Annotated in this window: 24 protein-coding genes; 10 read left to right on the forward strand and 14 right to left on the reverse strand. The window is 65.9% G+C overall.

Annotated features, from left to right (window positions below):
- Window positions 1–66 precede the first annotated feature (66 nt).
- A complete protein-coding gene (locus ACFQ9R_RS22385) occupies window positions 67–1,752 on the reverse strand; it encodes an FAD-dependent oxidoreductase (protein ID WP_378992970.1) in 1,686 nt (561 codons plus the stop codon).
- A 235-nt stretch (window positions 1,753–1,987) separates the two neighbouring features.
- Here ACFQ9R_RS22385 and ACFQ9R_RS22390 point away from each other — a divergent pair, with 235 nt between their 5' ends.
- Together ACFQ9R_RS22390 and ACFQ9R_RS22395 are read left to right on the forward strand one after the other, a co-directional pair.
- Window positions 1,988–2,836, forward strand: a complete 849-nt coding sequence (locus ACFQ9R_RS22390; RefSeq protein ID WP_378992972.1) for an SDR family oxidoreductase — start codon at window positions 1,988–1,990, stop codon at window positions 2,834–2,836.
- A gap of 16 nt (window positions 2,837–2,852) precedes the next feature.
- Window positions 2,853–3,653 (forward strand): enoyl-CoA hydratase/isomerase family protein, encoded by an 801-nt coding sequence (locus ACFQ9R_RS22395; RefSeq protein ID WP_378992973.1) that lies wholly within the window; start codon window positions 2,853–2,855, stop codon window positions 3,651–3,653.
- A 33-nt stretch (window positions 3,654–3,686) separates the two neighbouring features.
- Here the strand turns inward: ACFQ9R_RS22395 and ACFQ9R_RS22400 are convergent, their stop codons facing one another.
- Window positions 3,687–4,571: a TetR/AcrR family transcriptional regulator C-terminal domain-containing protein gene (locus tag ACFQ9R_RS22400; protein WP_378992975.1), complete on the reverse strand. Its 885-nt coding sequence runs from the start codon at window positions 4,569–4,571 to the stop codon at window positions 3,687–3,689.
- A gap of 279 nt (window positions 4,572–4,850) precedes the next feature.
- Here ACFQ9R_RS22400 and ACFQ9R_RS22405 point away from each other — a divergent pair, with 279 nt between their 5' ends.
- From ACFQ9R_RS22405 to ACFQ9R_RS22425, 5 genes are all read left to right on the forward strand, one after another.
- Window positions 4,851–5,747: an HpcH/HpaI aldolase/citrate lyase family protein gene (locus tag ACFQ9R_RS22405; protein WP_378992977.1), complete on the forward strand. Its 897-nt coding sequence runs from the start codon at window positions 4,851–4,853 to the stop codon at window positions 5,745–5,747.
- Between the two features lie 252 nt (window positions 5,748–5,999).
- Window positions 6,000–8,735 carry an ATP-binding cassette domain-containing protein gene (locus ACFQ9R_RS22410; protein WP_378992978.1) on the forward strand — a complete coding sequence of 912 codons (2,736 nt, stop codon included), beginning with the start codon at window positions 6,000–6,002 and terminating at the stop codon, window positions 8,733–8,735.
- Window positions 8,732–9,448, forward strand: a complete 717-nt coding sequence (locus ACFQ9R_RS22415) for an ABC transporter ATP-binding protein (RefSeq protein ID WP_378992979.1) — start codon at window positions 8,732–8,734, stop codon at window positions 9,446–9,448. The genes ACFQ9R_RS22410 and ACFQ9R_RS22415 overlap by 4 nt, the downstream gene beginning before the upstream one ends.
- A 66-nt stretch (window positions 9,449–9,514) precedes the next feature.
- Window positions 9,515–9,997 (forward strand): ABC transporter substrate-binding protein, encoded by a 483-nt coding sequence (locus ACFQ9R_RS22420; RefSeq protein WP_378992980.1) that lies wholly within the window; start codon window positions 9,515–9,517, stop codon window positions 9,995–9,997.
- Window positions 9,973–10,761 carry an ABC transporter substrate-binding protein gene (locus ACFQ9R_RS22425; RefSeq protein WP_378992981.1) on the forward strand — a complete coding sequence of 263 codons (789 nt, stop codon included), beginning with the start codon at window positions 9,973–9,975 and terminating at the stop codon, window positions 10,759–10,761. Before ACFQ9R_RS22420 ends, ACFQ9R_RS22425 begins: the two co-directional genes overlap by 25 nt.
- Window positions 10,762–10,785: 24 nt before the next feature.
- Here the strand turns inward: ACFQ9R_RS22425 and ACFQ9R_RS22430 are convergent, their stop codons facing one another.
- The 6 genes from ACFQ9R_RS22430 to ACFQ9R_RS22455 form a co-directional block, all read right to left on the reverse strand.
- Window positions 10,786–12,015, reverse strand: coding sequence for a CoA transferase (locus ACFQ9R_RS22430; protein WP_378992982.1), 1,230 nt, complete (start codon window positions 12,013–12,015; stop codon window positions 10,786–10,788).
- A gap of 121 nt (window positions 12,016–12,136) precedes the next feature.
- Window positions 12,137–13,057 (reverse strand): alpha/beta hydrolase, encoded by a 921-nt coding sequence (locus tag ACFQ9R_RS22435; protein WP_378992984.1) that lies wholly within the window; start codon window positions 13,055–13,057, stop codon window positions 12,137–12,139.
- 6 nt (window positions 13,058–13,063) lie between these two features.
- Entirely contained in the window at window positions 13,064–13,504 is a 441-nt protein-coding gene (locus tag ACFQ9R_RS22440) for a hypothetical protein (RefSeq protein WP_378992985.1), read from the reverse strand.
- Window positions 13,501–14,214, reverse strand: a complete 714-nt coding sequence (locus ACFQ9R_RS22445) for a TetR/AcrR family transcriptional regulator (RefSeq protein WP_378992987.1) — start codon at window positions 14,212–14,214, stop codon at window positions 13,501–13,503. The genes ACFQ9R_RS22440 and ACFQ9R_RS22445 overlap by 4 nt, the downstream gene beginning before the upstream one ends.
- Entirely contained in the window at window positions 14,211–15,014 is an 804-nt protein-coding gene (locus ACFQ9R_RS22450) for an enoyl-CoA hydratase/isomerase family protein (protein ID WP_378992988.1), read from the reverse strand. The genes ACFQ9R_RS22445 and ACFQ9R_RS22450 overlap by 4 nt, the downstream gene beginning before the upstream one ends.
- A 4-nt stretch (window positions 15,015–15,018) precedes the next feature.
- On the reverse strand, window positions 15,019–16,215 hold the full coding sequence (locus tag ACFQ9R_RS22455) for a CaiB/BaiF CoA transferase family protein (RefSeq protein ID WP_378993020.1): 1,197 nt from the start codon (window positions 16,213–16,215) through the stop codon (window positions 15,019–15,021).
- 255 nt (window positions 16,216–16,470) lie between these two features.
- Here ACFQ9R_RS22455 and ACFQ9R_RS22460 point away from each other — a divergent pair, with 255 nt between their 5' ends.
- On the forward strand, window positions 16,471–17,397 hold the full coding sequence (locus ACFQ9R_RS22460) for a TIGR03619 family F420-dependent LLM class oxidoreductase (RefSeq protein ID WP_378992989.1): 927 nt from the start codon (window positions 16,471–16,473) through the stop codon (window positions 17,395–17,397).
- 87 nt (window positions 17,398–17,484) lie between these two features.
- Complete coding sequence (locus ACFQ9R_RS22465) at window positions 17,485–17,892, forward strand: pyridoxamine 5'-phosphate oxidase family protein (protein WP_378992991.1); 408 nt, start codon at window positions 17,485–17,487, stop codon at window positions 17,890–17,892.
- Window positions 17,893–17,981: 89 nt separating this feature from the next.
- Here the strand turns inward: ACFQ9R_RS22465 and ACFQ9R_RS22470 are convergent, their stop codons facing one another.
- The 6 genes from ACFQ9R_RS22470 to ACFQ9R_RS22495 all read right to left on the reverse strand — a co-directional run bounded on the left by ACFQ9R_RS22470 (window position 17,982) and on the right by ACFQ9R_RS22495 (window position 25,683).
- Window positions 17,982–19,202: an amidohydrolase family protein gene (locus tag ACFQ9R_RS22470; RefSeq protein ID WP_378992992.1), complete on the reverse strand. Its 1,221-nt coding sequence runs from the start codon at window positions 19,200–19,202 to the stop codon at window positions 17,982–17,984.
- A gap of 191 nt (window positions 19,203–19,393) precedes the next feature.
- Window positions 19,394–20,479, reverse strand: coding sequence for a phosphotransferase family protein (locus ACFQ9R_RS22475; protein WP_378992993.1), 1,086 nt, complete (start codon window positions 20,477–20,479; stop codon window positions 19,394–19,396).
- Window positions 20,476–21,543: a TIGR03857 family LLM class F420-dependent oxidoreductase gene (locus ACFQ9R_RS22480; protein WP_378992995.1), complete on the reverse strand. Its 1,068-nt coding sequence runs from the start codon at window positions 21,541–21,543 to the stop codon at window positions 20,476–20,478. Before ACFQ9R_RS22480 ends, ACFQ9R_RS22475 begins: the two co-directional genes overlap by 4 nt.
- A gap of 255 nt (window positions 21,544–21,798) precedes the next feature.
- The gene (locus ACFQ9R_RS22485) at window positions 21,799–22,686 is read right to left on the reverse strand and encodes a DAPG hydrolase family protein (protein ID WP_378992997.1); all 888 of its coding nucleotides are present in this window, start codon (window positions 22,684–22,686) and stop codon (window positions 21,799–21,801) included.
- Window positions 22,687–22,882: 196 nt separating this feature from the next.
- Window positions 22,883–23,209: a ferredoxin gene (gene fdxA, locus ACFQ9R_RS22490; RefSeq protein WP_378992999.1), complete on the reverse strand. Its 327-nt coding sequence runs from the start codon at window positions 23,207–23,209 to the stop codon at window positions 22,883–22,885.
- The gene (locus tag ACFQ9R_RS22495) at window positions 23,206–25,683 is read right to left on the reverse strand and encodes a molybdopterin-dependent oxidoreductase (RefSeq protein ID WP_378993001.1); all 2,478 of its coding nucleotides are present in this window, start codon (window positions 25,681–25,683) and stop codon (window positions 23,206–23,208) included. The genes fdxA and ACFQ9R_RS22495 overlap by 4 nt, the downstream gene beginning before the upstream one ends.
- 104 nt (window positions 25,684–25,787) lie before the next feature.
- On the opposite strand from ACFQ9R_RS22495, the gene ACFQ9R_RS22500 reads away from it, so the two are divergent.
- Window positions 25,788–26,359 (forward strand): TetR/AcrR family transcriptional regulator (locus tag ACFQ9R_RS22500; RefSeq protein ID WP_378993002.1); only part of this gene is annotated, 572 nt, incomplete at its 3' end.

Raw genomic sequence — 26,359 nt, forward strand, 5'->3', positions numbered from 1 at the left:
CCTGCATCGGGTGCGCGGAACTCCGACCGACCGCCGCTTCTAAACCGAAGCGGCGGTCGAGTCGTTTCAGGAGCGCACCATCGCTGTCCGTGCCGCGGCGAGCAGATCGGCGTGATCGGTGAACTTGACCCGTGGTCGGCCGGTCGCCGTGCCGGCGGACCGCTCGGCCAGGTCAATGGCCTTCCATCCCGCGCGGTCGACGACATCGGGCTGCCGCTCGTTGACCAGTGCGGTGAGCGCGGCCCGATCACCGGTGGGCGCGGTGAGTCGGCCCGCGACGAAATCGGCGACGAGGTGCTCGACGGTCTCCGCCGAGTCGACGCGGTTGGAGCCGATGACACCGCGCGGCCCGCGCTTGATCCAGCCGCTGACATAGACGCCCTCGATCGGGCAGCCGTCCGCGCCGATGACGCGACCGTGCTCGTTGGGCACCACGCCCAGTGCTTCGTCGAAGGGCAGATCCGCCACGGCGACTCCGCGATAGCCGATCGAACGCAACACCAGGCCGGTCTCCACCCGCTCGGTCTGATCGGTGGCCCGTGCCACCCGTTGTCCGTCCCGGTCGATCAGTTCGTTGCGGGCGAACTCGAGGGATTCGACCCGCTCGCCGCCGTGGATCTCGATCGGAGAAGTCAGATAGCGGAACACGATCCGTTTGTTCTCGGGGATGGCCGGGTCACGCGAGTATTCCTCGGCCAGTGCGTACTTCAACCGCGGTGACGGCCCGGCGTCCGGGTGGTCCAGGGCAGCGCGGTCGACCGGGTCGAGCACGAGGTCGGCCTCGTCGATGATCACGTCCACACCGTCGAGATGCCGCAGCGCCATGAACTCCGGACTCGTGTAGGCGGCCTGCAACGGGCCGCGCCGCCCGAGCAGCACGACCTCACGGATGTTGCTCTCGCGCAGCGCGGCCAGGGCATGGTCGGCGATATCGGTGCCGGCCAGCTCGTCCGGTGACACGGTGAGCACGCGGGCCACGTCGAGGGCGACATTGCCGTTGCCGACGATCACCGCGCGCGGCCCCGAGAGGTCGAAGACGCGATCGGCGTAATCGGGGTGGCCGTTGTACCAGGCGACGAATTCCGTGGCCGAGTGCGAACCGGGCAGGTCCTCGCCGGGCACGCCCATCCGGCGGTCGCTCGACGCGCCGACGGCGTAGAGCACCGCGTGATGGTGGTCCATGAGCTCGGCGTGTGAGATGTGTTCTCCCACTCCCACATTGAGGTGAAAGCCGATGCTGTCGCCACGGAACGCGGAGTCGAACAACTGGGTGACGGTTTTGGTGCCCGGATGGTCGGGTGCCACGCCGGCGCGCACGAGTCCCCATGGTGTCGGCAGCTTGTCGAAGATCTCGACCTCGGCCGAGCAGCGCCGCCGTAGCTCATCGGCGGCGTAGCACGCGGCGGGGCCCGCACCGACGATCGCGACCCGGAGCGTGTCGAGACCCGTCGGTAGCCGGGGCGTTGGCGCGATCGAATCGAACGTCGAGCCCAACGGATGATGCTGGAAATAGCTGGCGTTGATATCGCGGAACCGGGCCAGCGACGCGGTCAGGCTGTCCTCGGGGAAGATGGCCTCGACCGGGCAGGCGTCCGCGCACGCACCGCAATCGATGCAGGTGACGGGGTCGATGTAGAGCATTTCGGCCGTCGCGAATTCGGGGTGGTCCGGCCGAGGGCGGATGCAATCGACCGGGCACTCGGCGACGCAGGTGGCGTCGTTGCAACAACGTTGGGTGATGACATAGGCCATGTGTGCTGCTCCTTCGGGAGGGTGGAAATGCCAAGTCGCTCGGCGGATCGGGTCCGCATCCGCTGGCGCCCGACCTCGACTGGTGATATTACTGTAATGGCAACTGGAAGGGTTTCATCAGCGTCTCGACAGCAGTGCGCGATGCGGACGAGACGGTGAGCCGGTAGAGAACCCGCGTGGCTCGCCCTGCCCTTCGGCGGAATTCGAGTCGGGGTCGAACAGATTGGAGCCGGTGATGCCGGACAGTGACAGGCCACTCGCGGGCAAGACCCTGATCATGTCGGGCGGCAGCCGCGGCATCGGGCTCGAGATCGCCAAGCGGGTGGCCGCCGACGGGGCGAATATCACCCTGATCGCCAAAACCGATCAGCCACACCCCAAGCTGCCGGGCACTGTGCATACCGCGGCCGCGGAGATCGAACAGGCCGGCGGCTCGGTTCTCGCGGTCGTCGGTGATGTGCGCGACGACGCGGTGGTCGCGGCGGCCATAGATCGAACGGTCGAACGCTTCGGCGGGATCGACATCGTGATCAACAACGCATCGGCGATCGACCTCGCCACCACCGAGGCCCTGTCGATGAAGGCCTACGACCTGATGCTCGACATCAATTGCCGGGGCAGCTTCTTGCTGTCCAAGCTCGCTATCGCGGCCCTGCGGAAATCGGCACTGGCCGAGCGCAACCCACACATCCTGACTCTGTCGCCCCCGCTGAACCTCGAGCCACGCTGGGCCGGAGCCCATCTCGGCTACACCATCGCCAAATACGGTATGTCGCTGACGACGCTGGGACTGGCCGAGGAACTGCGCGCCGACGGCATCGGCGTGAACTCGTTGTGGCCGCGCACCACGATCGCCACGGCGGCGATCCGGAACCGGGCCGGTGGCGAGGAGCGGATCGCCACGTCACGCACACCGGCGATCTGCGCCGATGCCGCCTACCTGGTGCTCACCTCACCCGCCGAACACACGACGGGCAACTTCCTGATCGATGAGGAAGTCCTGGCCGAGCACGGGATCACCGACCTGGACAGGTATCGGGCGGTTCCGGGGAACGCGCCGCTGACCGTCGATCTGTTCCTCTAATGCGGGAGTGCGACAAATGACGGAAGAGCTTGTGCTGCATCAGCTACGGCGCGACGGGGTGTGCACCCTGACGCTACATCGACCCCATCGCAAGAACGCGATCACCATCGGACTGTGGACCGCCCTGCGCGAAGCTCTGGACACGATCGCGCACGACCCCGCGGTGCGGGCGGTGGTTCTGACGGGGGCGGGCGGATCGTTCTGTTCCGGCGCCGACGTCACCGACAGTGATCCCTATGCCGCGCCGTTCGCCAAGCTGCAGGCGATCTCGGACGTCGCCCAGCGCCTGCACGATCTGCCGATACCGACCGTCGCCAAAGTGCGCGGTGTCGCGGTCGGCGCCGGATGGAATCTGGCACTGGGGTGTGACCTGGTCGTCGCGACGCCGGACGCGACGTTCTCCCAGGTCTTCGCCCGTCGTGGGCTCTCGCTGGACTGCGGAGGTTCGTGGCTGTTGCCCAAGCTCGTCGGAGTGCAGCAGGCCAAGCGGCTGGCGCTGCTGGCCGAGACGATCGATGCCGCGGCGGCGCTCGACCTCGGTTTGCTCACCTGGGTCACCCCCGAGCCCGAGATCGATGACTTCGTCGACCGGATCGCCGACCGGCTGGCGGCCGCCCCGCCGATCGCCGTCGCGCAGACCAAGGCCCTGCTCAACGAAGGCGCCGACCGGACGATGCACGAGGCGCTGGCCAGTGAATCGCGTGCGCAAGCGGTCAACTTCGCGACAACCGATGTTCCCGAGGCATATGCGGCGTTCGCTCAGAAACGCGAAGCTGCCTTCACCGGGGCATGGAACGTTCGTCGTCCGCCGAGCTGACGGCGATCGAGCCGGATGCCGATATGTCGCTGGTTATTCGGCTTTGGCGGCGGACCTGCTTCGTCGCGGGGCGGCGACCTTCTTGGCTGCGACGGTCTTTTTGGCTGCCACCGTCTTCTTCGCTGCGACGGTCTTCTTCGCCGCGACCGTCTTCTTCGCAGGTCCAGCCGCCGCCTTCTTGGCGGGGGCGGCCCTCTTGCGCGGTGTCGACGGACGTGTCGAGTCGATCAATCGGCTCGCGCGCTCGAGAATGGATTCGAGGCCGTACTCGAAGTTGGTGTCGTCGGGAGCGCCGCTGTGATGGCCCCGTGCTCCCGCCTCGGCCAGTAGGGGAGTGGTTTCCGGAGAAATGGTCAGATGCTCGTAGTAGGCGCCGCGCTCGTCGCCGGATTCCTTGTTCTTGTCGTAGAGCCGCTGCAGGACAATCGATCCGCGAGTGTGCAACTGGATCGCCGAATACGTGTCGACGGCATCGTCGAGCGTCAGACCGGCCTCCATGAGATTCGCGATCACCTGTTCGGTCAGTTGCGCGCCCAGGCGAGCGGCCAAGGGGCTCAGCGCCGATCGGATCAGGATCAGATCGCAGAGAATGGGGTTGCCCAGAAACGTCGCTCGCATGGTCCTGGCGTGGTTGCGCATCGTGTCCTGCCAGTCGCTCGCCTGGATGAACGGGGCCTCGCTCGCATACTGTTCCAATGCGCGATCGGTCATGGCGTTGAGCAGATCGTCCTTCTTGCGGAAATACCAGTAGATGCTGGTGACTCCGACATCCAGATGCTTGCCGAGCATCGGCATGCTGAGATTGTCGAGGGACACATCTTCCGCGAGTTCGAATGCGCCGTCGAGAATATCCTCCGGGTTCAGGGACCCGCGCTCGCGTCGCTGCCGCTTATCCGCAGTCGCTTGCTGTTTCGCCATGCCGTAACCACCTTTGTGAGTTCCTGGGTTGCCGACGTTAACTGTTGTCGACGCTGCGCCGCCAGCCCTGGTGGTACGCGCCACAGTAAATGATACCGCGAGGCATTCTATCGACTCGTCGAGCCGATCACGGTGAGGAGCCGAACCGGTGTCGTCGGCGCGTCGAATATTCTCGCCGCCTGTTTACTGTATGTAGTACCGTAATGATTACGGCAAAAGGATTCGCTCCGTAGCTGCGGTGTCCACACCGGCCGACCCAATCCATCGAAGGGACCGTTCATGAGCAGCATCGGACACCGCGGATTCGACGCCAGGTCCTGGCTGTTCGCTCCTGGCGACAGTGCGCGGAAAATGGCGAAAGCGGCCGCTGGGGCCGCCGATATCGTGCTCATCGATCTCGAGGACGCCGTCGCGGCCGCGGAAAAGCCGGCGGCCAGGAATCGAACCGCGGATTTCCTCGCCGCGCACGCGGAATCGGACCGCCGCCGGCTGTGGGTTCGGGTCAATCCACTCGACGGTCCACACACGCTGGCGGATCTGGCCGCGATCGTGCCCGCGCGACCGGGCGGAATCATGCTGCCCAAATCCCGTGGCGGCCAGGACGTGCGGACACTGGACCACTATCTGTCCGCGTTGGAGGTCGCCGCCGATGCCGAACCCGGCCGGATCGAGGTGATCGCGCTGGCCCCGGAATCCGCCGAAGCCGTCTTCACCACCGGAACCTATCGGGACGCACCGAGGTTGGCCGCCCTCAGCTGGGGTGTGGAAGACCTGGCCGCGTCGCTGGGGGCCGGTACGCATCGCGGCCCCGATGGCGGCTACGGCTTCACCTACGAGTTGGCGCGAAGTCTCTGTCTGGTCGGCGCGGCGAGCGCCGGAGTGGCCGCCATCGACACCATCCACGGCGACTACCGCGATCTCGACGGTGTGCGAGCTCGTGCGGAAAAGGCTCGTCGTGAGGGCTTTCGCGGGATGTTGGCCATTCATCCGGATCAGGTGGACATCATCAACGCGGCGTTCGCGCCCAGCGTCGAGGAACTGGCTGCTGCCCAGGAGATCGTGGATTTGTTCGCCGCCGATCCCGAAACCGGAGCGATCGGCTACCGCGGTGGGCTACTCGATCGACCGCACCTGGCCAGAGCGCAGGCGCTCCTCGCTACTCGCGGGCAGTCCTGATCCTCGAGCTCGACCGGGAATCCGGTGGTCGAGACGGCGTAGGCGGAAGATTCCTATTGCCATTACAGTATGTATTACCGTAACGTGTCTCGCGTCACATGGTTGACCTGACGACCTGGCCGACAGGCAGGGGCGCCAGCTGTGTTGGAACAATTCGGGCCTGCGAGTGCTGCCGCCCGAATCGCGAGTGAGGCGCTCAATGCTTTCAGTCACGACCGCAGGGGATTTCGAGCTCGTCGAGGGGCTCGGAGCATGAGTCAGCATCTTCAGTTCTTGATCCTCGGGATCGGTAGCGGCGGCGTGTTCGGTGCCCTCGCGATCGCGTTGGTCCTGATCTACCGCAGCTCCGGCGTCCTCAATTTCGCCACCGGCGCGATCGCGCTCAACTGTGCCTATATCTACGCCTTCTTGCGGCGCGGCGAATTCTTGATCCTGGTCCCCGGCCTGCCCAAATCGGTGGGTATCGGGGGTGATCCGGGCTTCGCGGTGTCGGCGCTGGTCGCAGTCCTGCTGTCGGCGCTGTTCGGCCTTCTGCTCTACATCGTCGTGTTTCGTCCCCTGCGCAAGGCTCCGCCGATCGCCCGCGCCGTCGCCTCGATCGCGTTGATGATCGTCTTGGTGGCGATAGCGACCAAACAGGTCGGTACCAACACCATCGGGGTCAAGGCGATCTTCCCGGTCGGCATCTGGAGCCTCGGGGGTATTCGGATCCCGCAGGATCGGGTGTACTTCGGGATCGCCATCGTGGTGATCGCTCTGGTCCTGGCCGCTCTCTACCGATTCACGAGATTCGGCTTGCTCACCCGTGCCACCGCGGAGAGTGAGCAAGGCGCCTACGTGAGCGGTCTGTCGCCCGATCGCTGCGCGGCCTACAACTGGATGATCGGCTGCGCGGTGGCTGGATCGGCGGGCATTCTCATCTGCCCGATCGTGCCGCTGACCCCGACGGGCTATTCGTTGTTCATCGTTCCGGCGCTGGCCGCGGCCATCATCGGGCGGTTTTCCTCGATCGTCGCCGCTGTCCTGGCGGGCCTGGCGATCGGCATGCTCCAGTCGGAAGCCACCTACCTCTCGCGGGTATACGAGTGGCTACCCTCCAGCGGTTTGGTCGAGCTGGTTCCACTGCTCGTGCTGCTCGTCGTGCTGGTCGCGCGGGCCAGGCCGTTGCCATCACGCGGCGCGGTCATCGTCGCCGAGTTGGGCAACGCGCCCTACCCTCGCCGGTTGTGGTCCAGCGCCGGGGTGGGCGTGGTGGTGGTCGGCCTGGCGCTGGTATTCGCCGGAAACGACCTGCGCATCGCGCTGATCACCTCTGTCATCCTGGCCGTCATCGGTCTGTCCCAGGTGGTGGTCACCGGATACGCGGGTCAGGTGTCCCTCGCTCAACTCGCCCTCGCCGGAGCCGCCGCGTACATACTGGGACCGATTGCCGAGAACTGGGGCATACCGTTCCCGTTCGCTCCGTTGCTCGCGGCGCTCGTGGCGACCGTCCTCGGTGTGGTCGTGGGACTACCCGCGCTGCGGATTCGCGGGCTCACTGTCGCTGTGGTCACCCTGGCGCTGGCCTATGCGATCGAAGCACTGTGGTTCCGCAATCTGGATTTCGTCGGTTCGGGCGGAATCAACATTCCGGACCCGACCGTATTCGGGTACAGCCTCGGAATCGGGCGCGGCGAGAACTATCCCAGAGTGGAATTCGGGCTGTTCTGTCTGATGGTGCTGACGGTGGTCGGACTCGGGGTCGGGTACCTGCGGCGAAGCCGACTCGGTACACGGATGCTGGCGGTTCGGGCAAATGAGCGTTCGGCCGCCGCCTCGGGTGTCGATGTGGTGCGGACGAAGTTGTCCGCGTTCGCGATCGGCGCGTTCATCGCGGGACTCGGTGGCAGTCTGCTCGCCTATCAGCAGACGAACGTGTCGTTCCAATCGTTCACCGCGCTGGCCGGTGTGACTTTGTTCGCGACCGTCTACCTCGCGGGTGTCACGTCGATTTCCGGAGGTGTGCTCAGTGGCGTAATCGGCGCCGGCGGTGTGGCTTTTCTGCTGTTGGAGCAGATCAGTGATCAGGCGGGCAGCTGGTATCAGGTGCTCGTGGGTATCGGGCTGCTGCAGACCGTGCTGACGAATCCGGAGGGAATTGTCGCCCCTGTCCAGCAAGCCTTCGCCCGTACCAGTCGGAATTCGTCTCGCCCTACGGGGTCGCTGGTCGGCACCGGGGTCGCCGCGCCGAACCCACCTGCGGTGTCATGGGGCGACCCGCTGCTCGGACTCCACAACGTGACAGTCCGCTACGGAGGTGTCGTCGCTGTCGACAACGTGACATTCGATGTACCCGAAGGCGCGATAGTCGGTCTCATCGGTCCGAACGGTGCGGGAAAGACCACCTTGATCGACGCGATCAGCGGGTCGGTGCGTGCTGAGGGCACCATCGCCATCGGCAGCGAGTCGCTCGGGAACAAGAAGACCCACGAGCGTATTCACGCGGGTCTCGGCCGTACGTTCCAAGCGATCGAACTCTACGAGGATCTGAGTGTTCGTGAGAACGTCGTGGTCGGACTGTCGGGCCGAGGCACGGCGCGGGCAGCCTTCGACGAGGCGGAGTTCGACGAGATCTTCGACTTGCTCGGGCTGGCGCACGCTCGCGAGACGCCCGCAGGTGAGCTGTCGCAGGGACAACGCCAGTTGGTGTCGATCGCGCGCGCGATGGCGGGCAAGCCGCGAGTCCTGCTGCTCGACGAGCCGGCCGCCGGCCTCGATACCACCGAGAGTCATTGGCTCGGTGAACGATTGCTCGCCATTCGAGACAGCGGGGTGACCATCGTGTTGGTCGAGCACGATATGAGTCTGGTGCTGCGGATCTGTGACCACGTTCAGGTGCTGGACTTCGGGCGGATCCTCGCCTCGGGTACGCCCGAGCAGATCCGAAACGATCGCACAGTCGCCGAGGCCTATCTCGGCAGCATGTTCGCCGAGGAGATCACCGAATGACTCTCCGACTGCACAACGTGACCGCCGGGTACGGCAAACTTCCGATCGTTCGTGAGCTCGACCTCGAGGTCGCGTCCGGATCGGTGACGGCCGTCCTGGGACCGAACGGCGCGGGAAAGACGACCCTGATGTCGACGCTGGCCGGTCTGCTTCCCGCCCTCGCGGGCGAGGTGACCGTCGCCGGGCGGCGTCTACCGAATGGCAAGCCCGCCAAGGCGAATCGCGCGGGTGTGGTTCTCGTCCCGGACAATCGCGCGCTGTTCAACAGCTTGACCGTCTCCGAGAATCTGGAGATCGCCCGCGTGCGCAATGGACCGTCCCTGGACGAGATCCTCGCGCTGCTACCCGCACTGCGACCGCGGTGGAAGGTCGCGGCGGGTGCACTCTCGGGCGGCGAACAGCAGATGCTGGCGGTGGGGCGGGCGCTGGTTCAGAATCCGGCAGTGCTGCTCATCGATGAGATGAGCATGGGACTGGCCCCGGTCGTCGTGGAGACGCTGCTTCCGGCCGTGCGACATATCGCCGATACCACCGGTGCCGCGGTCGTCCTCGTCGAACAACACGTCCGGCTCGCGCTCGAGATCGCCGACGAAGCCATCGTTCTCGTCCACGGGGAAGTGACTCTCCGGGGTAGCGCAACCGAGCTGAAGGCATCCCCGGAGCGTCTGCGAGCCGCGTATCTCGGAGGCGAGACCGGCACCGCCGCAGGTTGATGCGTGCCCGTTCCAGCGGGGTGAACGGCAAGTTCGCCCCATTCGATTCAACACCAGGAGACAAGCATGTCCTTTTCCCTACGGAAGCGGTGGGCTGCCCTGCCGTATGTCGCGCTCGCAGTGGCGTTGTCGGCCTCCGGCTGTTCGAGCGGCGACGGCGGTTCGCCGGCTCCGGTCGACAGATCAGTGCTCGGCCAGGAGAACAAGGCAACGGGTGCGCCGATCAAGCTCGGGTTCGTCACCACCGGACCCCGAGCGCCCGTCCACACCGAGGAACTCGAAGTAGCGAAAGCGACCGTCGCCTACGTCAATACCCATCTCGGTGGGATCAACGGTCGTCCGATCGAGCTCATCACGTGCGAGGACGAGATCCAGGTGAGCCTGGCTCGAAATTGCGCGAACAAGTTCGTGCAGTCCGACGCTGTCGCCGTGGTCACCGGTGACTACGGCAATTCCGACACCATCGCCACGATCACCTCGCCCTCCGCCAGCCCTATTTCGCACTCGCCGGCGGCGGGCAAGCGATGGTGCTGCCGAACACCTACGTGATGGGCAACCCGCTGAACGGGCTCATCGGCGTACCGGCGGCGTATGCGAAACAGAACGGCTACAAGAAGATCGCGGTCCTGACCGTCGATTCGCCCGTCGCGGTGGAGCCGCTCACCAAGCTCGGTCCCCTCGCGTTCGGAAATGCCGGTGCGCAGGCCGACGTGGTCGCGATCCCACTCGGCACCGCCGATATGACGCCGCAGATTCAAGCCGCACTCGAGAATAAGCCGGATATGTTCCACCTGCTCGGCGATGTCTCGTTCTGCGCGGCGGCGATCAAGGCCATGCGGACGCTGAACGCGACCCAGCCGGTGATGACGGTCAACCAATGCGTCGGCGATTCCGAGATCGCGTCGCAGATCCCCGGCGGCTACCAGGATTTGCTCGTCGTCGCCAATAGTGTCGTCGACCCTGTCTCGAAAGAGACGAAGCTCTTCGAAGCGGTGGTCGACGGATCAGGTGCCAAGATGCCGGACACGGCCGCAGCGCCCTATATGGCGATCCTGGGGCTCCGGTCCGCATTGGACGGGATGGCGGGCGAGATCACTCGCGCGACGGTCGCGGCCCGTCTCGGTTCGATGGCAGAACCCGAACCGCTCCCTCTCACCCCCGCATCGACGTTCCAATGCGGAACCAAACCGATCTCGTTCGGTCCGAACATCTGCAGTGGCAATGCCCTGCTCGGCAAAGCGGAAGAAGACGGCTCGGTGGTCGATGTGAAGACCATAGATACCACCGCGGTATTCGCGACACCCGGTCGTTAGCGAGAGCGCGTTCTCGCCGCGAGATCAACTCTCGGTCGCGATGACGGCCGCCTCGCGCAATCGCGCGAGGTCGGCCGGCGACAGGTGAAGCCGGTCGCGTAAGACCTGTTCGGTGTGTTCACCCAGCCGTGGAGCCGCTTGCGGCGCGGTGTGGGCGCCGTCGACCGACGCAGGCGCACTGGGCGCGAGGTAGGTGCCGATGCCGGGTTGCAGCAACGACGCGAACAAGGGATTGGCGGTGACCCGTGGGTCGGTCACGACCTCGTGAAACGTCCGGTAGCGCTCCCACAGGATCGAGGTCTGTTCGAGGGCGGCGGTGATCTCGACGCCGCTGCGGGCCCGGAACCACGGCGTGAACAGGCCGGTGAGGACATCACGATGGTGGTAGCGGGCGCCCTCGTCGGTGAAGTCGGCGTCGAGGGCCGTGGCCAGCGCGTCGACGGCGGCGCGAGTTCCGGTGAGCTCGGTGAGCGCGTGAAAGTGGCGGGAGGTGAGGGCCACGATCATGAACGTGGCGTCGTCGGCCGCACTGAAATGCTGACCGTACTGGCCGTAGATGGCGTTGCCGAGGCGCGGCCGCGGCGTCTGGCACAGCATCGCCTCGGTGAGAAAACCGAGGTTTCCCGCCGTCGCCAGTGCGACATCCTCCAGCGGCAACGTGATCCTGCTGCCTTCTCCGGTCGCCTCGCGGTGCCGCACGGCCCCGGTGATCGCCAGCGCGGCGTACAGGCCGCAGAGCAGATCCCAGGCGGGCAGAACCTGATTGATCGGCCCCGCGTGCTCGGCCGGGCCGGTAACCATCGGAAAGCCGATGGCGGCGTTGACGGTGTAGTCCACCGCGGTCGAACCATCGGCACGCCCGAGGATCTCGAGCCGGATCAGATCGGGTCGCCGCTCGGCGAGAGTGTCGTAGTCGAGCCAGTCCCGGCCCACGGTGTTGGTGAGCAGGATGCCACCGCCTGGTCCACCGTCGGTGATCAGGTTCGAGATCAGTTGTTGCCCGGCGGAGCCGCGCAGGTCCGCCGCGACGGAGCGCTTGCCCTTGTTGAGACCGGTCCAGTAGATGCTCGCACCGTCGTCGGTGAGCGGCCACCGATGGTAGTCGGCCGCCCCGCCGAGGGGATCGACCCGAATCACGTCGGCACCGAGTTGGCTCAGTGTCATTCCCGCCAGCGGAGCGGCGACGAAACTGGAGATCTCCACCACCCGAAGCCCGGCCAAAGGCTGTGCCGCCGATCGTACGGTCTCGCTCATGGGATCTCGCATTCCCTCTTCGGTTCTATACTGTTTGAAATACGGTATGTATTACCGTTGAACGTACTGAACAAGGTAGCAAGCATCGCCTGCCGAGGGAAACGGAGCACACTTCACCGGCTTACGTTGGGTCTGCCCCGCCGTTGAGCGCGTCGTCGAGGGCATCCAGCCGGGCTCGCCGAAAGGCACGCGCGACCGGCGTGCGCCGCTCGACCAGGTCGAAGCCGTGGTAGGCGCCGGGCACTACCCGCAGGGTGCACCGAATGCCGGCCTGCCGGAGGCGTTCGGCATAGGCGAGGTCTTCGGCGTAGAAGAGATCGTTGGTCCCCACGCCGATCCAGGCCGGCGCGAGCCCGGTCATGTCGTCGCAGCGGGCCGGAACCGCCAGGGGCGATACGGTGTCGCCGCTGGCACTGCCGAGGTAGGAACGCCAGCCGAGCCGGTTGCTCCGTTCGTTCCACAGACGTAACCGGCCGGGAGTGGGGTAGGTGCGGGCGGTGGTCCGGTCGTCGAGCATCGGATAGGACAGCACCTGGAGAACGGGGCTCACCTCGGCACTCCACGTGCAGAGGTGGGCCAACGCGGCGGCCAACCCGCCGCCCGCGCTCTCGCCGACGAGCGCGATCCGGCGAGCGTCCACATCGGATCGAGCCGCGAGCCAGCGCAGCGCCGCGTAGCAGTCCTCGAGCGGGACGGGGAACGGGTGTTCCGGCGCCAGCCGGTACTCGACCGATGCCGCGACCGCACCGAGTTCGCCGGCGACCCGCCGACAGAATCCGTCGCCCATCGCCGCATTGCCGATGAGGTACCCGCCGCCGTGCACGAACAGCACCGCCGGTGCTTTCGGTCGCGCGCCGTCGGGCCGGAACAGCCGGACCGTGACATTCGCGTCGACCCGCTCGAGCACGCCTTCGGACGGTGGTCGGCTGCCGCTACGAGCCGTCAGTTTCCGGATGAGACCCACCGACCGTGATCCGACGACCGTGCGTGGCAGGTATCGGGCAAAGCGCAGGTCGGGATGAAAGTCGGTAGGTTCGTCCACGGACGCTCAGGCCACCATCTCGTCGGAGTCGAACGGCGCGAAGAACGCACCCATACCGCCCACTGCCAAGGCGTGGCCGAGGGCATCGAAATCATAGGTCGCGGCGATGTTTCCGGAGGCACCCAGTATCCGGGCGAGGATCTCGTGGGACGTGTCGGGCAGCAGGGCGGCGCGAGCTCGATCCAATCCGGGCAGTGCGCAGCGCTGCTGGACGTGGGCGATCATCAGGTGCAGACACAGCTGCTGGGCTGGTGTTTCCGGCCGCGGGCTCGTGCCGTCGGCGAGCCTGGTGGTGAGCGAGTCCAACGTCTGCGCGAGGTAGAAGCCGAACACCGGTCGCGAGCTGTGCAGGATATCGGCGCGGACTCGGTCGGCCAGGCCGGCGCCCGCGGCACCGAGGGCGGCGGTGATCGCGGGTGTGAGGGCTGGATCCTTCGGCTGTCTCACCGGCTCTGCTCCTCCATCGCCCGCTTCGCGTGATCCAGGATGCATTCCAGCCCCCATTCGAAATTTCGATCGTCCGGAGCTCCGGTCCGCCTGCCCTTGGCCATGGCGGCCGCCAGCAACGGAGTCGTCTCGGGGTCGACGTGGATGACGTCGTAGTAGGCGGTCGCATCGCTGCCCAGCTCCTGGTTCTTGTCGTGGAGTCGTTGCAGGACAACCGAGCCCTGCACATGCAGGTTGACCGCTGAGTAGACGGTGAACGCCTCGTCGACCGAGAGCCCGGCCTTCACCAGGCTCGCGACCGTGCGCTCCACCTGCTCGGCTCCCAACCTCGCCGCGTGCTGACTCAGCGCCGAACGGATCAGCACGAGGTCGCACAGGATCGGATTGTTCAAGAAGGCGCGGCGCATGGTGCGCGCGTGGCGCGACAGCGACTCGCGCCAGTCGTGCGCGTCGACGGCAGGGTAGGGCGCCGCGTAGATGAACTGGCGCAGCGCGCGATCGGTCATGGCGTTGAGCAGGTCGTCCTTTTTGCGGAAATACCAGTAGATGCTTGTGACGCCGACATCGAGATGTTTGCCGAGTAGCGGCATGCTGAGCCCGTCGACCGAGACCTGTTCGGCGAGTTCGAATGCGCCGTCGATGATGTCCGCGGGATTGAGCGATCCTCGTTCGCGTCGGCGACGCGGCTGCCCGAGTTTTCGACCGGTCATAGCGCGACTTGCTGATCGGCGGCGGCGTACACCGGTTCACGCTTTTCGGCGAAGGCGGCGAAGGCCTCGATCACGTCGGCCCCGGTGAGGTTGACGCCCGCGGCCTTCGCCTCGGCGTCCAGCGCCTCGGACAACGTTCGATCGGATCCGGCATTGAGCAGATTCTTGGTCTGCCGCAACGCAACGGGCGGACCGGCCGCCAGTTTGCCCGCTATCTCGTCGACGAACTCATCGATCGTCTCGGCAGGCCGGAGCCAGGTGACGAGTCCGAGCCCCTCGGCATGCTCGCCGGTGATCATCTCGGTCAGCAGGGTCAGGCGCTTGGCCTGTTGCAAACCGACGAGGCGGGGAAGCAACCACGAGCCACCGCAATCCACCGACAGCGCACGGCGGGCGAAGATCTGACAGAACCGTGCCTGCGGGGTCGCGACAACGAGATCGCAGGCCAGCGCGAGGTTCCATCCCGCGCCGACCGCAACGCCACGCACCTTGGCCACTGTCGGCACCCGCAGCTCGTGCAGCAACTGCACGGTCTCGTTGATGGTGCGCAATTCGCGAGCCGGATCCGGAAACTCGTCCATTCCCTCGGTGGCGGCGATATCGGCTCCCGCGGAGAACGATTCGCCCGCGCCGGTGAGCACAACGGCCCGCACCGTGGGGTCGCTCGTGATGTCACGCAGTGCCGCCCGCAACGCGTGCCACAGGGGGGTGCTGATCGCGTTCTTGCGACGTGGGCGGTTGAGCGTTAGCGTGCGCACGCCGCCGGCGTTGCCGATGAGCAGTACGGGCTCGTCTGTCACAGGGTCATCCTTTCGTCGCCGTCACTGCGGACGGGGCGGGAGTGGTCGTGCCGATCGCACCGCGATCACGGAGTTCCGCGATGTCCGAAGGTGTGAATCCTGCTGCTGCCAAGACTGTCTCGGTGTGCTCGCCGAGACCGGGTACCGCACCCATCGGCGGCGCGAAGCCCGCGATGACCGGAGGCGGCAACAGGGCGGTCACCGAACCTGCGGGAGTGCTGATCTCTTGCCATCGGTCGCGCGCCGCGAGATGAGGGTGCGCGATGACCTCGCGCGGTGTTCTGAAACGAGAGTTCCCGATGCCTGCCGCATCGGCCCGGGCTTGGACGGTGGCTGCGTCATGGCTCGCACACCACTGGGCGATCTCGTTGTCCAGTTCGGTCCGGAGTCGGACCCGGTCGAGGTTGCCCGCGTAGCGCTGGTCGTCGGCGAGGTCGGGCCGATCGAGCAGATCCCGGGCGAGGCGTTGCCATTCGCGGTCGTTGGTGGTGCCGAGAACCACGGTCTCGCCGTCCGAGGTTCGGTAGGCGCCGTACGGTGCGACGGCGGGGGAACTCATCCCGAGCGGTTGCTGATCGACACCGGTATGGCGGGTGTAGGTGAGTTGGTAGCCCATCAATTCGGCGGCGGTATCGAACAAGCTCACCGATGCGTGGGTGAACGGGGCAGGCTCGGCGGTGCCGCCGGTGCGCGCACCGGGTGATCGTCTGGCGCAGATCATCGCCAGGATCGTCAGCGCGGCATACAGGCCCGAGCTCACATCCGCGATGGGCGGGCCCGGCTTGGCCGGTGCCCCTGGCGAGCCGGTGACGGCGCAGACTCCGGACTCTGCCTGGATCAACAGGTCGTAGGCGCGTTTGTGTGACAGCGGTCCCCCCGCGCCGTATCCGTCTATCTCCATCACCACCAGGTCCGGGTGTCGCTGTGCGAGTTGGACCGGTGAGATACCCAGTGCCGCGGTCGCCCCCGGTGCCAGGTTGGCGACGAAGACATCCGCCGTGTCGAGCAGTCGGTGCAGGACCGTCATCCCGTCCGGATTCTTGAGGTCGAGAGTGATCGACTCCTTGCCGCGGTTGGCCCAGACGAAGTGCGCGGCGAGCCCGTGGACCACGTCGTCGTAATGTCGCGCGAAGTCGCCGCCGCGGGGGTTCTCGATCTTGATCACCCGGGCACCCAGATCGGCCAGTGTGCGCGTGCACATCGGTGCCGACACCGCTTGTTCGAGGGTGACGACCGTGATCCCGGCAAGCGGACCTTCCGACTCGTCCTGAACAGGGATGTGCACAGCTCACCTCATCGCTCGTCACCACGCCACTCTGGCGCACCATTGTACTGTAAGCTATACAGTAAGAAAGACCGAGTTGGCCACTGTTGCGCTCGACGTGGTTCGTCGGCCAGTGGCACGCTGTCGTGCGCGAACGACGTGCGCGGTGATCTGGACAAAGGAATTCGCGCAATGAAGTACGTTCTCGAGTATCCCGCCGAGCTCCCGACGGCATCCGACGCGTTCTTGGACCCCGCGGTCATTCGTGATGTGGTGAGCCAAGCCGAGGAGTCCGGTTTCGCCGCGGTGGCGCTCAGTGAACACCCGGCGCCGTCGTTGAAGTGGCGGCACAACGGGGGTCACAACACTCTCGACCCGATCGCGGCACTGAGCTATATGGCGGGGTTCACCACGCGTATTCGATTGCTCACAAATCTATATGTACTGCCGTTCCGTAACCCCTACCTCGCCGCGAAAGCGCTGGGCAGTCTGGACATCGTCTCGGGTGGTCGGTTGATCGCCGGTGTCGGAGCCGGATACCTGCGGGCCGAGTTCGCTGCTGTCGGCGTCGATCATGACCGGCGCGGCGAGCTGCTGGACGAAGCGCTGGATGCGCTGCGGCGCATTTGGGCCGACCCTGAAACGCCGGTCGCGGGAGTGGGTTTCGGCGCGCCGGGGCCGCTGTGGTTGCAGTCTCCGGCGCAGCGCCCGCACCCGCCGCTGTGGATCGGCGGTAACGGCAGGGCGGCTCGGCGCCGCGTCGTCCGGCACGGCAGCGGGTGGATGCCGATCATCGCCGATGCCGGCATGGCCGCTGCTATGCGAACGACCGCTATCGAGAGCGTCGAGGCGTTCGGTGCCGCGGTGGCCGACCTGCGCCACGGTCTGGCGGCAGCGGGCCGAGATGCCGACGCGGTCGACATCCAGGTCGTATGTCCGCACCTGGACTTCGGTGATACCGATACGGTCCTGGCGGCGTCGGGCTATCTGGACGACCTCGAAAAGCGTGGCGCCACCTGGGCTGTTGTGCACGTCGACGGTTCCAGCCCGGCCGCCGCTACGCAGTTCGTGAAGAGATTCGGGGCAGAGGTCATCGCAGGGCGACGCGGCATACTGTAATCTATACAGTAACTATATCGGTATTCGGATTCTGCCGCGGCGACGACCAGCGCGCCGGTGCGGAATCGTGTATCTCACTGCGAATCGATGGTGGAGACTCTCATGACCTCAAGGGTGCCTACGGAATACGAAGACCTGCTTCAGCGACCGATCGTCGGTGTTCTCGGAACCGTGACCCCGCAGGGTTCGCCTGACCTGTCGCCCATGCGCTTCACCTGGGACGGCGCGCACCTGCGGATGAGCCATACGATCCCGCGACGCAAGTTCACCAGCTTGCAGGCGAACCCGAACTACTCGTTCCTCATCACCGACCCCGATGCGCCGACCAGGTCGCTGGAGACACAGGGATGGCTGGTCACGGTCTTGGGAGACGATGAGGGGGTCTTCTATCGTGAGCTGAGCGAGTTGTACGGTGACGTCGACGCCGGGCTGCCCGATGATGTCTACGATCGCGTCGTGCTGATTCTCGACGTAACCAGGTTTACTGTGAAGTGACTGCTCGCCGATAGTCCTACCCGAACCGTGCAACATCCCGAATACGCAATGCGGCTCCCCGTCGGTGACGGGGAGCCGCATATTTCGCGCTATCGGCTGGGTGACTCCTGAGCGACATTCGAGCCGATAAGTTCGAGAGCGTTGTCGCGCATTACTTTCCGGGTGTCCTCATACGAGAATTCCGGAAACTGCGGAATGTCCGCGGTGAAGGTCGTCGGATCGGCGAGCCCCTCGCCGTGTGGCCAATCGGAGCCGAACAAGACCTTGTCCACGCCGATCGTCGCGGCGAGCAGTTTGACGTCGTCTTCGTAGTAGGGCGCGATCCAGACATTGTTCTTCAGCTGCTCCACCGGATCCTCGGTGAAGTGGTGAGGAGCAGTGTTCGCGGCCTTCTTCAAGCGCTTGATCAACCGGTAGACGAAGTACGAGCCGTTCTCGATGCTCACCACTCTGAGCTTCGGGTGGCGGGTGAACACCTGGTGCACGATCATCGAGGCGATTGTGTCGTGGATCGCGCGATCGTCGAGCAGGATCTGATCGAGCGGATCCTTCTTGCCGAATCCCTCGAACGTCGCCGTGCCGCCCCACAGTGCGTTGATGGCGAGATATCCGCTGTCGGACAGGTGGAAGCCGACTGGTACGCCGGCTTCGGCCAGGCGGGCCCACACCGGGTCGTGCAGAGGGTCCCCGAGGGATCGCGGGCGTGTCACACCGGGTACCGGTGCCGGGCGCACGAGCACCATCTTGGCGCCGCGGCTCAGCGCGAACTCGACCTCCTCGACCGCCGCCGCCGGATCGGCGAGGGAGATGATCGGCGCCGAGATGATGCGGTGGTCGGGACGGTCGAATCCCCAGTCCTCGTCGAGCCACAGGTTGAAAGCGTGGACCGAGGCGATCGTCGCGGGAATGTCGTGCTTGAGCGCTTCCTCTACCCCGCAGGCGAAGGTCGGCAGCATGAAGACAGTTTCGAGGTTCTGCCGATCCAGGACCGTCACGCGAGCGTCGCGGTTCTGGTATTCGGGGTGCTCGGACAGGCGGTCTACTTTCATCAACGAGGCCGGAGAGACGCCCTCGGGAATCTCACCGCGAAACAGCAGATCGAGGCACCCGGGCTCGATGATCGGGTCGAACGTAGGGTTGGGGACGAATTGGTTGACCTTTCCGCCCATTATCGCCAGCGTCCGCTTTCCGTCGTTGACCATCTGCACCCCGCGCTGCTTGAACTCTTTGGGCAGATGGCGGGTGAACGCGTCCAGTGGTTCGTAGTAGTGGTTGTCGACATCGACCGCCAGATAGTCCAGCTTTGTCATTCTTCGTCCTTTCGCAACCGGTGGTCTCGCCGGGCGGTCCGTCGTCGAACCGGGCGATCGGCATCCGGCACGGACCGCGCCGGGAAGACCTCCAGGAAGACCATCGTCGGCACTAACGTTTGACTTACTGTACCTCTTTCAGTAGCGCCTCGCGCAAGTCCGGCTTCACAGCGGTTCGCGGTCGACGCGCGTCAGTCGGCAGCGCTGATCAATGCGAGTGTCCCCAGGTCGCGAATCGCCCGGCAGCTGCGCTCCAGCATGACGAGGAAAACCTCTTCGCCGCGCGCTGTCGGTGTCGCGAAGGCGGCGCCGAGGGCGATGATCAGCGGGGCCTGCACCATTCCGAATCGATAATCCTGCCAGCATGTTTCGCGGGTATATCCGGTGACGCCGTACTCGAGCAGTCTCCGGTGGTACACGTCGACGAGGCTGTTCTCGCACGCCGATCGCGCGTCGGGGTTCAGGCCGGTCGCGGTGAAGTAGGCGAGATCGCGCGCGGGCAACCCGACGCCGAGCGTTTGCCAGTCGACCACGCTGACGCTGCTCGTCGCGGTATCGAACATGAGGTTGTCGAGTCGGTAGTCTCCGTGCAGCAACGCGAATCGGCCGGTGTCGGAGCCGGCCTGCAGCCAGGGTGTCACCAGACCCAGGGCCTCGGAGAAGGTTTCACGGTCGCGATGATCCATGCGCGCGCCGAGCTTGTCGAGCGTGATGTCGGCGGCCATCCGCGCCACGTCGCCGAGGCCGCCTGCCGCTGCGGTGTCGCCCGGTTTGGGCATCGCTACGGCGAGGTCCAGCCAGCGTGGATCGCGCCAACTCGGCCCGTGTAGACCGGCCAGCGCGGACACGGCCTGGTACGCCGCATCGGTCCCGCAGCCCGCGATCTGGTCGCCGGGGACGGCGGGGGACAGGTCGGCGAGGAGCAGGGCGAATTCGGTCCCGTCCTCGGTGATGTCGCTGTAGAAGCAGCGTGGCGTCGGCACGCTCGTCTGCGTAGCGGCTTGTCTGTAGAAGGTGATCTCGCTGAGATAGCCGAGCGTGACGCCCGCCCGCACACCGTCGTCGTCGGCGGGCAGTTTGATGACGAAGGTCGACGGGAATTCGTGCTCGCTGTGTGCATAGCGTGGCGTGATCCGGAACGTCGCCCCGGTCTGGCCGGTGCCGATCGGGCAGATCTCGACACCCTCGACGACGTCTGCCTCCGGTCCGAGCACCGCCTGCAGCCAGTGGCTGGTGATGTCGGCGGCGCGGCGCGGAATCGGTACGGTCGCACTCATTTCGAGATCCTCACTGTGTCGCTGTCTCGGTACGCGGCGACGACAGGCGCGAGTTCTTCGGGAGTCGCGCCGTGCAGGATCACGCGGTCGGCGCCGTTACCGAATTCCTCGCGTATTCGGTCGGCGCATTGCCTCGGCGTGCCGGTGGCCGCCGATGCCAGCCACTCCGAGGGCAGTATCGCCGCGATGTGCTCGATCTGGTCGGCGGTCGCGACCCCGTCGATCGGACCGGCGATCGAGGTGACGACCCGGTCTTCGCGGAACCGCCGCAGCGCGCCCGGATCCCAGCCGTTCGTGCGCACCATCAGGTCCCCGTATCCCTGCAGATATGTCGCCAGCCGGGCGACGGTCTTCTTCAAGCGAAGCTCTTCTGGCAGATGGTCGCCCACGGTTGCCAGGCATGACCAGACCCGCACCGAATCGGGATCGCGATCGGCCTTCTCAGCAGCGAGCTTGACCGTCCGCACACACCGTCGCAGAGTCTCCGGTGAGAAGTAGGTGTGCAGGATGACATCGTCGAAGACCCGTCCGCCGAGCGCCAAGGTGTTCGGACCGAACGCGACCAGCGCGAGTGGAATGTCCTCATCGAAGCTCTGGTCGAGAAAGAGTACGGGGTAGGAGCCCAGTGGGCCGTCGTGGCCGATGATCGCCTCCCCCCGCCACAGCCGTCGCATGACGTGGGCCCAATCCTCCATCTGAGCGGTGGTCACCGCCGGGATGCCGAACGCGGAGTACATCGCCGCGACGCCCCGCCCGATACCGAGAGTGAACCGGCCCCCGGAGAGCCTGTGCATGGTCGTGGCCCACGACGCGGTGACCAAAGGGTGGCGCGTGTTGTGGTTGGTCGCGGCAGTGGCCACCCTGGTTCGCTCTGTCACCGCGCAGGCCGCGCCGGTGAGCGACGCGGCCTCTTTGACGTTCCAGCGTTCAGAGATGAACGCTGTGCCGAGCCCGAGTTCCTCACCCCTGCGCGCATCTTCGATCAGGCGTGCCGGACCGCCCCCGCCCGAGCCCGCCAACAGGTAGTAACCCAACTCTTCGAGTGGGCGCTGGTCCACGGTCATGGTGTACCTCGATCTGGAATCGCGAAGGAGACGGCGCAATCCTCAGGTCCGGAGTGGTCGTGGCCTCGGCGCAGCTCGGCTGGGAGCTGGTCGACGCTCACACGTGCAGCGCGGTGAGGACTGGGGGAGCCTCTCGAAGAGGCTACCAATGGGGCAACGGTAATGCTATCGGTTCAGTGAACGGTAGTAGGCCGGAATCACTGATCGATCTGTCCGTGGCGACGCGCAGCGGGTGAGGCTGACCAGCACCGCTCCCTACGTGTTCGCGAATTCCCTGTAGAGATCGGGCAGGAATTGGGCCAGGTGGTGCATCTCCTGCCCGCAGTGCAGCAGGAGATCGCGGGCGAGATCGGTGCCGAGGACGAGATCCGCTGCGTCGACCGAGGCGCCCCGGCTGATGGCTTGTGCGGCTTGGACCAGGTCGGGGCTGTGGAGCCCGTAGTGGTTGAGATAGAAGCGGCTGCGCATTTCGCATCCGCCGGGAACGGGCCGAACCTGATGCGCGAGCCACCCCAGATCGACGGGCGCCACGCTGCTGCCTACCCGTCCGAAAATCACTGTGTGTCCAGCGGGTACATCGAATCCGTGGTCCTGTGGATCGAGAAAAGCGATAGCCAGCTGTTGTAGTTTCGGGCCGACGTACTCATCGACATAGGAGATATTGCCGACGTACTTCGCGCGATCCGGCACCGCGTGGCCGGTCTTGTCCACGCTTATTCCGGCATACAGGTGTGCGTCAGGATGCCACAGCTTGTATCTCGCCGATTCCGCCGAATGCCAGCCGAACCACCAATCCCACATCGCCGCAGAGACATTCGGCATATCGGTGCGTACTGCCGCCCACACCATCCCGCTCGCGGTCTGTCCGTATCCGGTCTCGACCGGAGAGTAGCCATGGGCGGCGAGATCGTGCGAAAGTGCCGAAAAATCCGGAATGGTATTCGGCGGCACCGGCGGACCGTCGTAGGTGGTGAGCACTGATGCCGGTGCGGGTGCGGTTCGTGCGGCCATGAACCGCGCATAGGGCTTCGCCCGATCGTCGGCGGAGTACCCCTGGTATCGGACGCCGGGGTCTTCTTCGGCATGTGACACGGCCGAGGCCCCCGCGCCCGAGAACGCTCCACCGACCAGCAGGGCTCCCATCGACAGAGTCTGCCGTCGAGTCCACCGCCGGTGTCTCCACATGGGTCGACGCTATCGAAAGCCGCCCGGCGCGGACCGCGGAACGGCGTGAGCAGGCCGCGTTCTGTGGGAACTAACAGACCGGCTCGCACACCAGCAGTTCCCGTCGACATTCATCGAGACGCGACGCGTGTGCTGAGCGGCAGTGTCACCGGGCTCAGCCGTCGACGGTGTTGGGCGCCAAACCGGCCACGAACGGGGTATCTCCGTCGTATTTCCCGAATTTGGCGGCGCCACCGGGGGAACCGATCGTGTCGAAGAAGTCCACGTTCGTCTGCGTGTAGCCCGTCCACTGGTCGGGGACGTCGTCCTCGAAGAAGATCGCCTCGACCGGGCAGACCGGTTCGCAGGCACCGCAGTCGACGCATTCGTCGGGCTGGATGTAGAGCATCCGGTCGCCCTCGTAGATGCAGTCCACCGGGCACTCTTCGATGCAGGCTCTGTCTTTGACGTCGACGCAGGGTTCGGCGATCACGTAGGTCATGCGGTCGGGATTTCTTCGAGTGCTTCGAGCCGGGCCGGGACATGTTTGTGCCATGGGGTGCCTGCGAAGGCGTCTTTGAGTTCGAGGCCGGTCAGTTCGTTGGGGGAGACCCCGGCACTGGTCGTTGTTCCGTCGCCGGTGGGGTAGTCGAGGCCGAAACCGTTGGGCAGGGCGATGTTTCCTGCCCGCATCATGTCGCTGACCTCGACGATCACGGTGGCGGATCCATTCGCGGTGACCAGTCGTGCCGGGGCGCCGTCGGTCAGCCGCAAGGCGGTGGCATCCTCGGCGCTGATCCGGAGGTGGCCGTCGCGGTCACGGCGACGCCAGTCGGGGTTGCGGAAGATCGTGTTGGCGGTGAACGAGCGCCGCTCACCGGCGGCCAGGACCAGCGGGAACTCCGGGGTCGTCCACGCCGTGCGCGCGGTGGGCAGCCGGCGGACCTGGTCGAGCAGATTGTCGATGTCGATGGTGAAGCGGCGGTCCTTGCGTTTGACGTAGTGCCAGACGTCATCCCAGGTGTCGTCGGTGAAGACCACGCCGGTCGGGGATTCGATGATCGCGTCGAACAGCCGGTTGCCCGGCGTCAGGCCGGTACCGGTGAAGCCCGCTCGGGCAACGGCTTTCGGGTTCGACATCGCACATATCTGACTGATGCCCCACAGCACCGCGGCGCCCCTCATCTGTGGCGCCATCGTGGTGCCGAGCGTTTCGTACAACAAGTACGGAGCGATCTTTCCGAGGGCGGGATCAGCGGCGACGGTGGCCAGGAAGGTCGCGCCGAAGGTGTCACGGCCGGTCTGCGCGGCGCGTCGGAGCCGGGCGACGGTGTCGGTGTCGAGGACCCGCATGCGTCGAAGTACCCGCGCGTAGATCTCGGGTTCGGGCAGCGTGCCGTCGAGCGGCTCCATGAGCGGTTTGCGGAGGTGAACGACATTGCGCGGGAATTCGAAGTTGAAGAACGTCGCTTCGGGCTTCTCGTACTGGCTGGCGGCGGGCAGCACATAGTCGGCCTCACGCGCGGTTTCGGTGAACGCCACATCGATCACGACCGACAAGTCCAGTGCGCGCATCGCGGCCCGGAAGCGGGGCGAATCGGCGAGGGAATGCGCCGGGTTGGACGAGTCGATCCACATCGCGCGGAAGCGATTCGGGTGGTCGGTGAGAATCTCGTCGGCTATCGAATTGCAGGGGATCAGGCCGCCGATGATCTTGGCGCCGGTGACCGGTGAGGTCCGGCCACCGCCGCCACTACCGCCGCTGCCGAGCATCCCGCCCGCCAGGGGAACCATCGCGTCGAGCAGGGCCGAGGCCCCGGCCTCCACCCGCGCGCGCAGCGGAGTCACCCGGGCGAGGGTGGGCAACGTCGCGCTGATCGCCGTGGCCGCCGCGGTGACGGTCCGCGCCGTCAACCGCTTCTGCGCGCGGGCCAGTGCGCTCGGCTTCTTGCGCGGTGATCCGGACCCGGAACCGCCGGTCAGCATCGCGAAGGAGGAGTGCAGGTACATGGTGCCGGGTCTGCCGAAGTTGCCGGTGACGATCCACAGGAGTTTGTTCAGGTAGGACACCAGGGTGCTGTTGGGCGCCTGCTGGATGCCGAGGTCCTCGTAGACGCACACGCTCGACGCGGTCGCGATCCGGCGCGCTGCCGCCCTGACCTCGCCTTCGCCGACACCGCTGATCGTCGCGAAATCCGTGATGTCGCAGGACTGGAACGCCGCCTGGACCTCGTCGTAGCCGGTGGTGTGCGCGGCGATGAAGTCGGCGTCGACCAGGTCTTCCTGCACGATCACCGCGACCAGTGCGGCCATCAGCCAGGCGTCGCGCCCCGGCAACACCCGCAAGTGGTGCTCGGCCATCGCCGCGGTTTCGCTGACGCGCGGATCGATCACGATCATCGAACGGGTCGGGTCGGCGGCTACCTGCTTGAGTACCGGTCTGGCCCGCGGAAAGCTGTGTGATTGCCAGGGGTTCTTGCCGACGAACACCAGTACTTCGGCGTGTTCGAAATCGCCTTTGGTGTGACCGCCGTACAGGCGGCCGTCGACCCAGATCTCCCCGGTCTTCTCCTGTGCCAGCGCATTGGAGTGATAGATCGAGCCCAGTGCCCCGCGCAGCCCGGCCGCGTTGGCGGCCCCGAGGTGGTTACCTTGGCCGCCACCGCCGTAGAAGAAGATCTTGTCTCCGCCGTGTTCGTCGGTGATGGCGGAGAGTTTCGCGGCGATCTCATCGATCGCTGTGTTCCAGTCGATCTCCTGGTAGGTGCCGTCGGGCCGGCGTTTCAGTGGGGTGGTGAGGCGGTGGGCGCCGTTCTGGTACAGGTCCAGGCGCATCGCCTTCTCGCAGGTGTAGCCCTCCGATGCCGGATGCGCCTTGTCGCCGCGGATCTTCGCCAAGCGGCGACCCGCCACCTCGACGGTGATCCCGCAGTTGCACTCGCACAGCACACACGCGGTCGCCTTCGGTTCGGCCATGTCACACCCCTTCGACGAAAGTATGCTAGGCAACATAGCATAATGTTATGCCAAGTAGCATAGTATTGCTGAGTTGACCCGAATCCCGTAAGGAGCGCGACGACATGGGAGCCCGCACCGACACCCGGCAGAAGATGCTCTACAGCGCTGTCGAGCTCCTTCGCGAACGTGGCTCGGCCGGGGTGACCATCGACGCCGTGCTGGCGCGCAGTGAGGCACCGCGCGGATCGGTCTACCATCACTTCCGCGGTGGACGCGCCCAGATCATGACCGAGTCGCTCGCGCTGGCCGGTGACGCCATCGGCACCATCATCGACAAGGCGGTGGAGCAGGGATCGGTCGCGGCGTTGCGGCGATTCGGGCAGTTCTGGAACACCCTGCTCGCGCAGTCCGACTTCGAGGCAGGCTGCCCGGTCGTCTCGGTAGCAGTCGGCAGCTCGCCCGATGACCGGCACCTGCAACCGGCGGTCGCGGGCATCATCCAACGGTGGCAAGCCACCCTCGTCACCGCGCTGGAAGCCGACGGTGTCGAATCCGAGCGCGCCGTTCGGCTGGCCACCATGGCGATCGCCGCCATCGAAGGCGCGGTGATCCTGTGCCGGGTCAATCGATCCACGACGGCGCTCGACGATGTCATAGAAGAACTCGAGGGGCTGCTCACCTCGGTGGTCGCCTG

It is taken from the genome of Nocardia sp. NPDC056541 (genome assembly GCF_042794235.1).
Lineage (GTDB): Bacteria > Actinomycetota > Actinomycetes > Mycobacteriales > Mycobacteriaceae > Nocardia.

Coding starts and splice junctions, on each gene's coding strand:
- ACFQ9R_RS22485 (WP_378992997.1), bottom strand. CDS start 22,686: ATGGGAGCCCTGCTGGTCGGTGGAGCGTTCTCGGGCGCGGGGGCCTCG.
- ACFQ9R_RS22465 (WP_378992991.1), top strand. CDS start 17,485: ATGGTGGAGACTCTCATGACCTCAAGGGTGCCTACGGAATACGAAGAC.
- ACFQ9R_RS22400 (WP_378992975.1), bottom strand. CDS start 4,571: ATGGCGAAACAGCAAGCGACTGCGGATAAGCGGCAGCGACGCGAGCGC.
- ACFQ9R_RS22455 (WP_378993020.1), bottom strand. CDS start 16,215: ATGTGCACGCGCACACTGGCCGATCTGGGTGCCCGGGTGATCAAGATC.
- ACFQ9R_RS22415 (WP_378992979.1), top strand. CDS start 8,732: ATGACTCTCCGACTGCACAACGTGACCGCCGGGTACGGCAAACTTCCG.
- ACFQ9R_RS22410 (WP_378992978.1), top strand. CDS start 6,000: ATGAGTCAGCATCTTCAGTTCTTGATCCTCGGGATCGGTAGCGGCGGC.
- ACFQ9R_RS22395 (WP_378992973.1), top strand. CDS start 2,853: ATGACGGAAGAGCTTGTGCTGCATCAGCTACGGCGCGACGGGGTGTGC.
- ACFQ9R_RS22430 (WP_378992982.1), bottom strand. CDS start 12,015: ATGAGCGAGACCGTACGATCGGCGGCACAGCCTTTGGCCGGGCTTCGG.
- ACFQ9R_RS22420 (WP_378992980.1), top strand. CDS start 9,515: ATGTCCTTTTCCCTACGGAAGCGGTGGGCTGCCCTGCCGTATGTCGCG.
- fdxA (WP_378992999.1), bottom strand. CDS start 23,209: ATGACCTACGTGATCGCCGAACCCTGCGTCGACGTCAAAGACAGAGCC.
- ACFQ9R_RS22480 (WP_378992995.1), bottom strand. CDS start 21,543: ATGACCGTGGACCAGCGCCCACTCGAAGAGTTGGGTTACTACCTGTTG.
- ACFQ9R_RS22390 (WP_378992972.1), top strand. CDS start 1,988: ATGCCGGACAGTGACAGGCCACTCGCGGGCAAGACCCTGATCATGTCG.
- ACFQ9R_RS22470 (WP_378992992.1), bottom strand. CDS start 19,202: ATGACAAAGCTGGACTATCTGGCGGTCGATGTCGACAACCACTACTAC.
- ACFQ9R_RS22445 (WP_378992987.1), bottom strand. CDS start 14,214: ATGACCGGTCGAAAACTCGGGCAGCCGCGTCGCCGACGCGAACGAGGA.
- ACFQ9R_RS22495 (WP_378993001.1), bottom strand. CDS start 25,683: ATGGCCGAACCGAAGGCGACCGCGTGTGTGCTGTGCGAGTGCAACTGC.
- ACFQ9R_RS22425 (WP_378992981.1), top strand. CDS start 9,973: ATGGTGCTGCCGAACACCTACGTGATGGGCAACCCGCTGAACGGGCTC.
- ACFQ9R_RS22460 (WP_378992989.1), top strand. CDS start 16,471: ATGAAGTACGTTCTCGAGTATCCCGCCGAGCTCCCGACGGCATCCGAC.
- ACFQ9R_RS22385 (WP_378992970.1), bottom strand. CDS start 1,752: ATGGCCTATGTCATCACCCAACGTTGTTGCAACGACGCCACCTGCGTC.
- ACFQ9R_RS22475 (WP_378992993.1), bottom strand. CDS start 20,479: ATGAGTGCGACCGTACCGATTCCGCGCCGCGCCGCCGACATCACCAGC.
- ACFQ9R_RS22405 (WP_378992977.1), top strand. CDS start 4,851: ATGAGCAGCATCGGACACCGCGGATTCGACGCCAGGTCCTGGCTGTTC.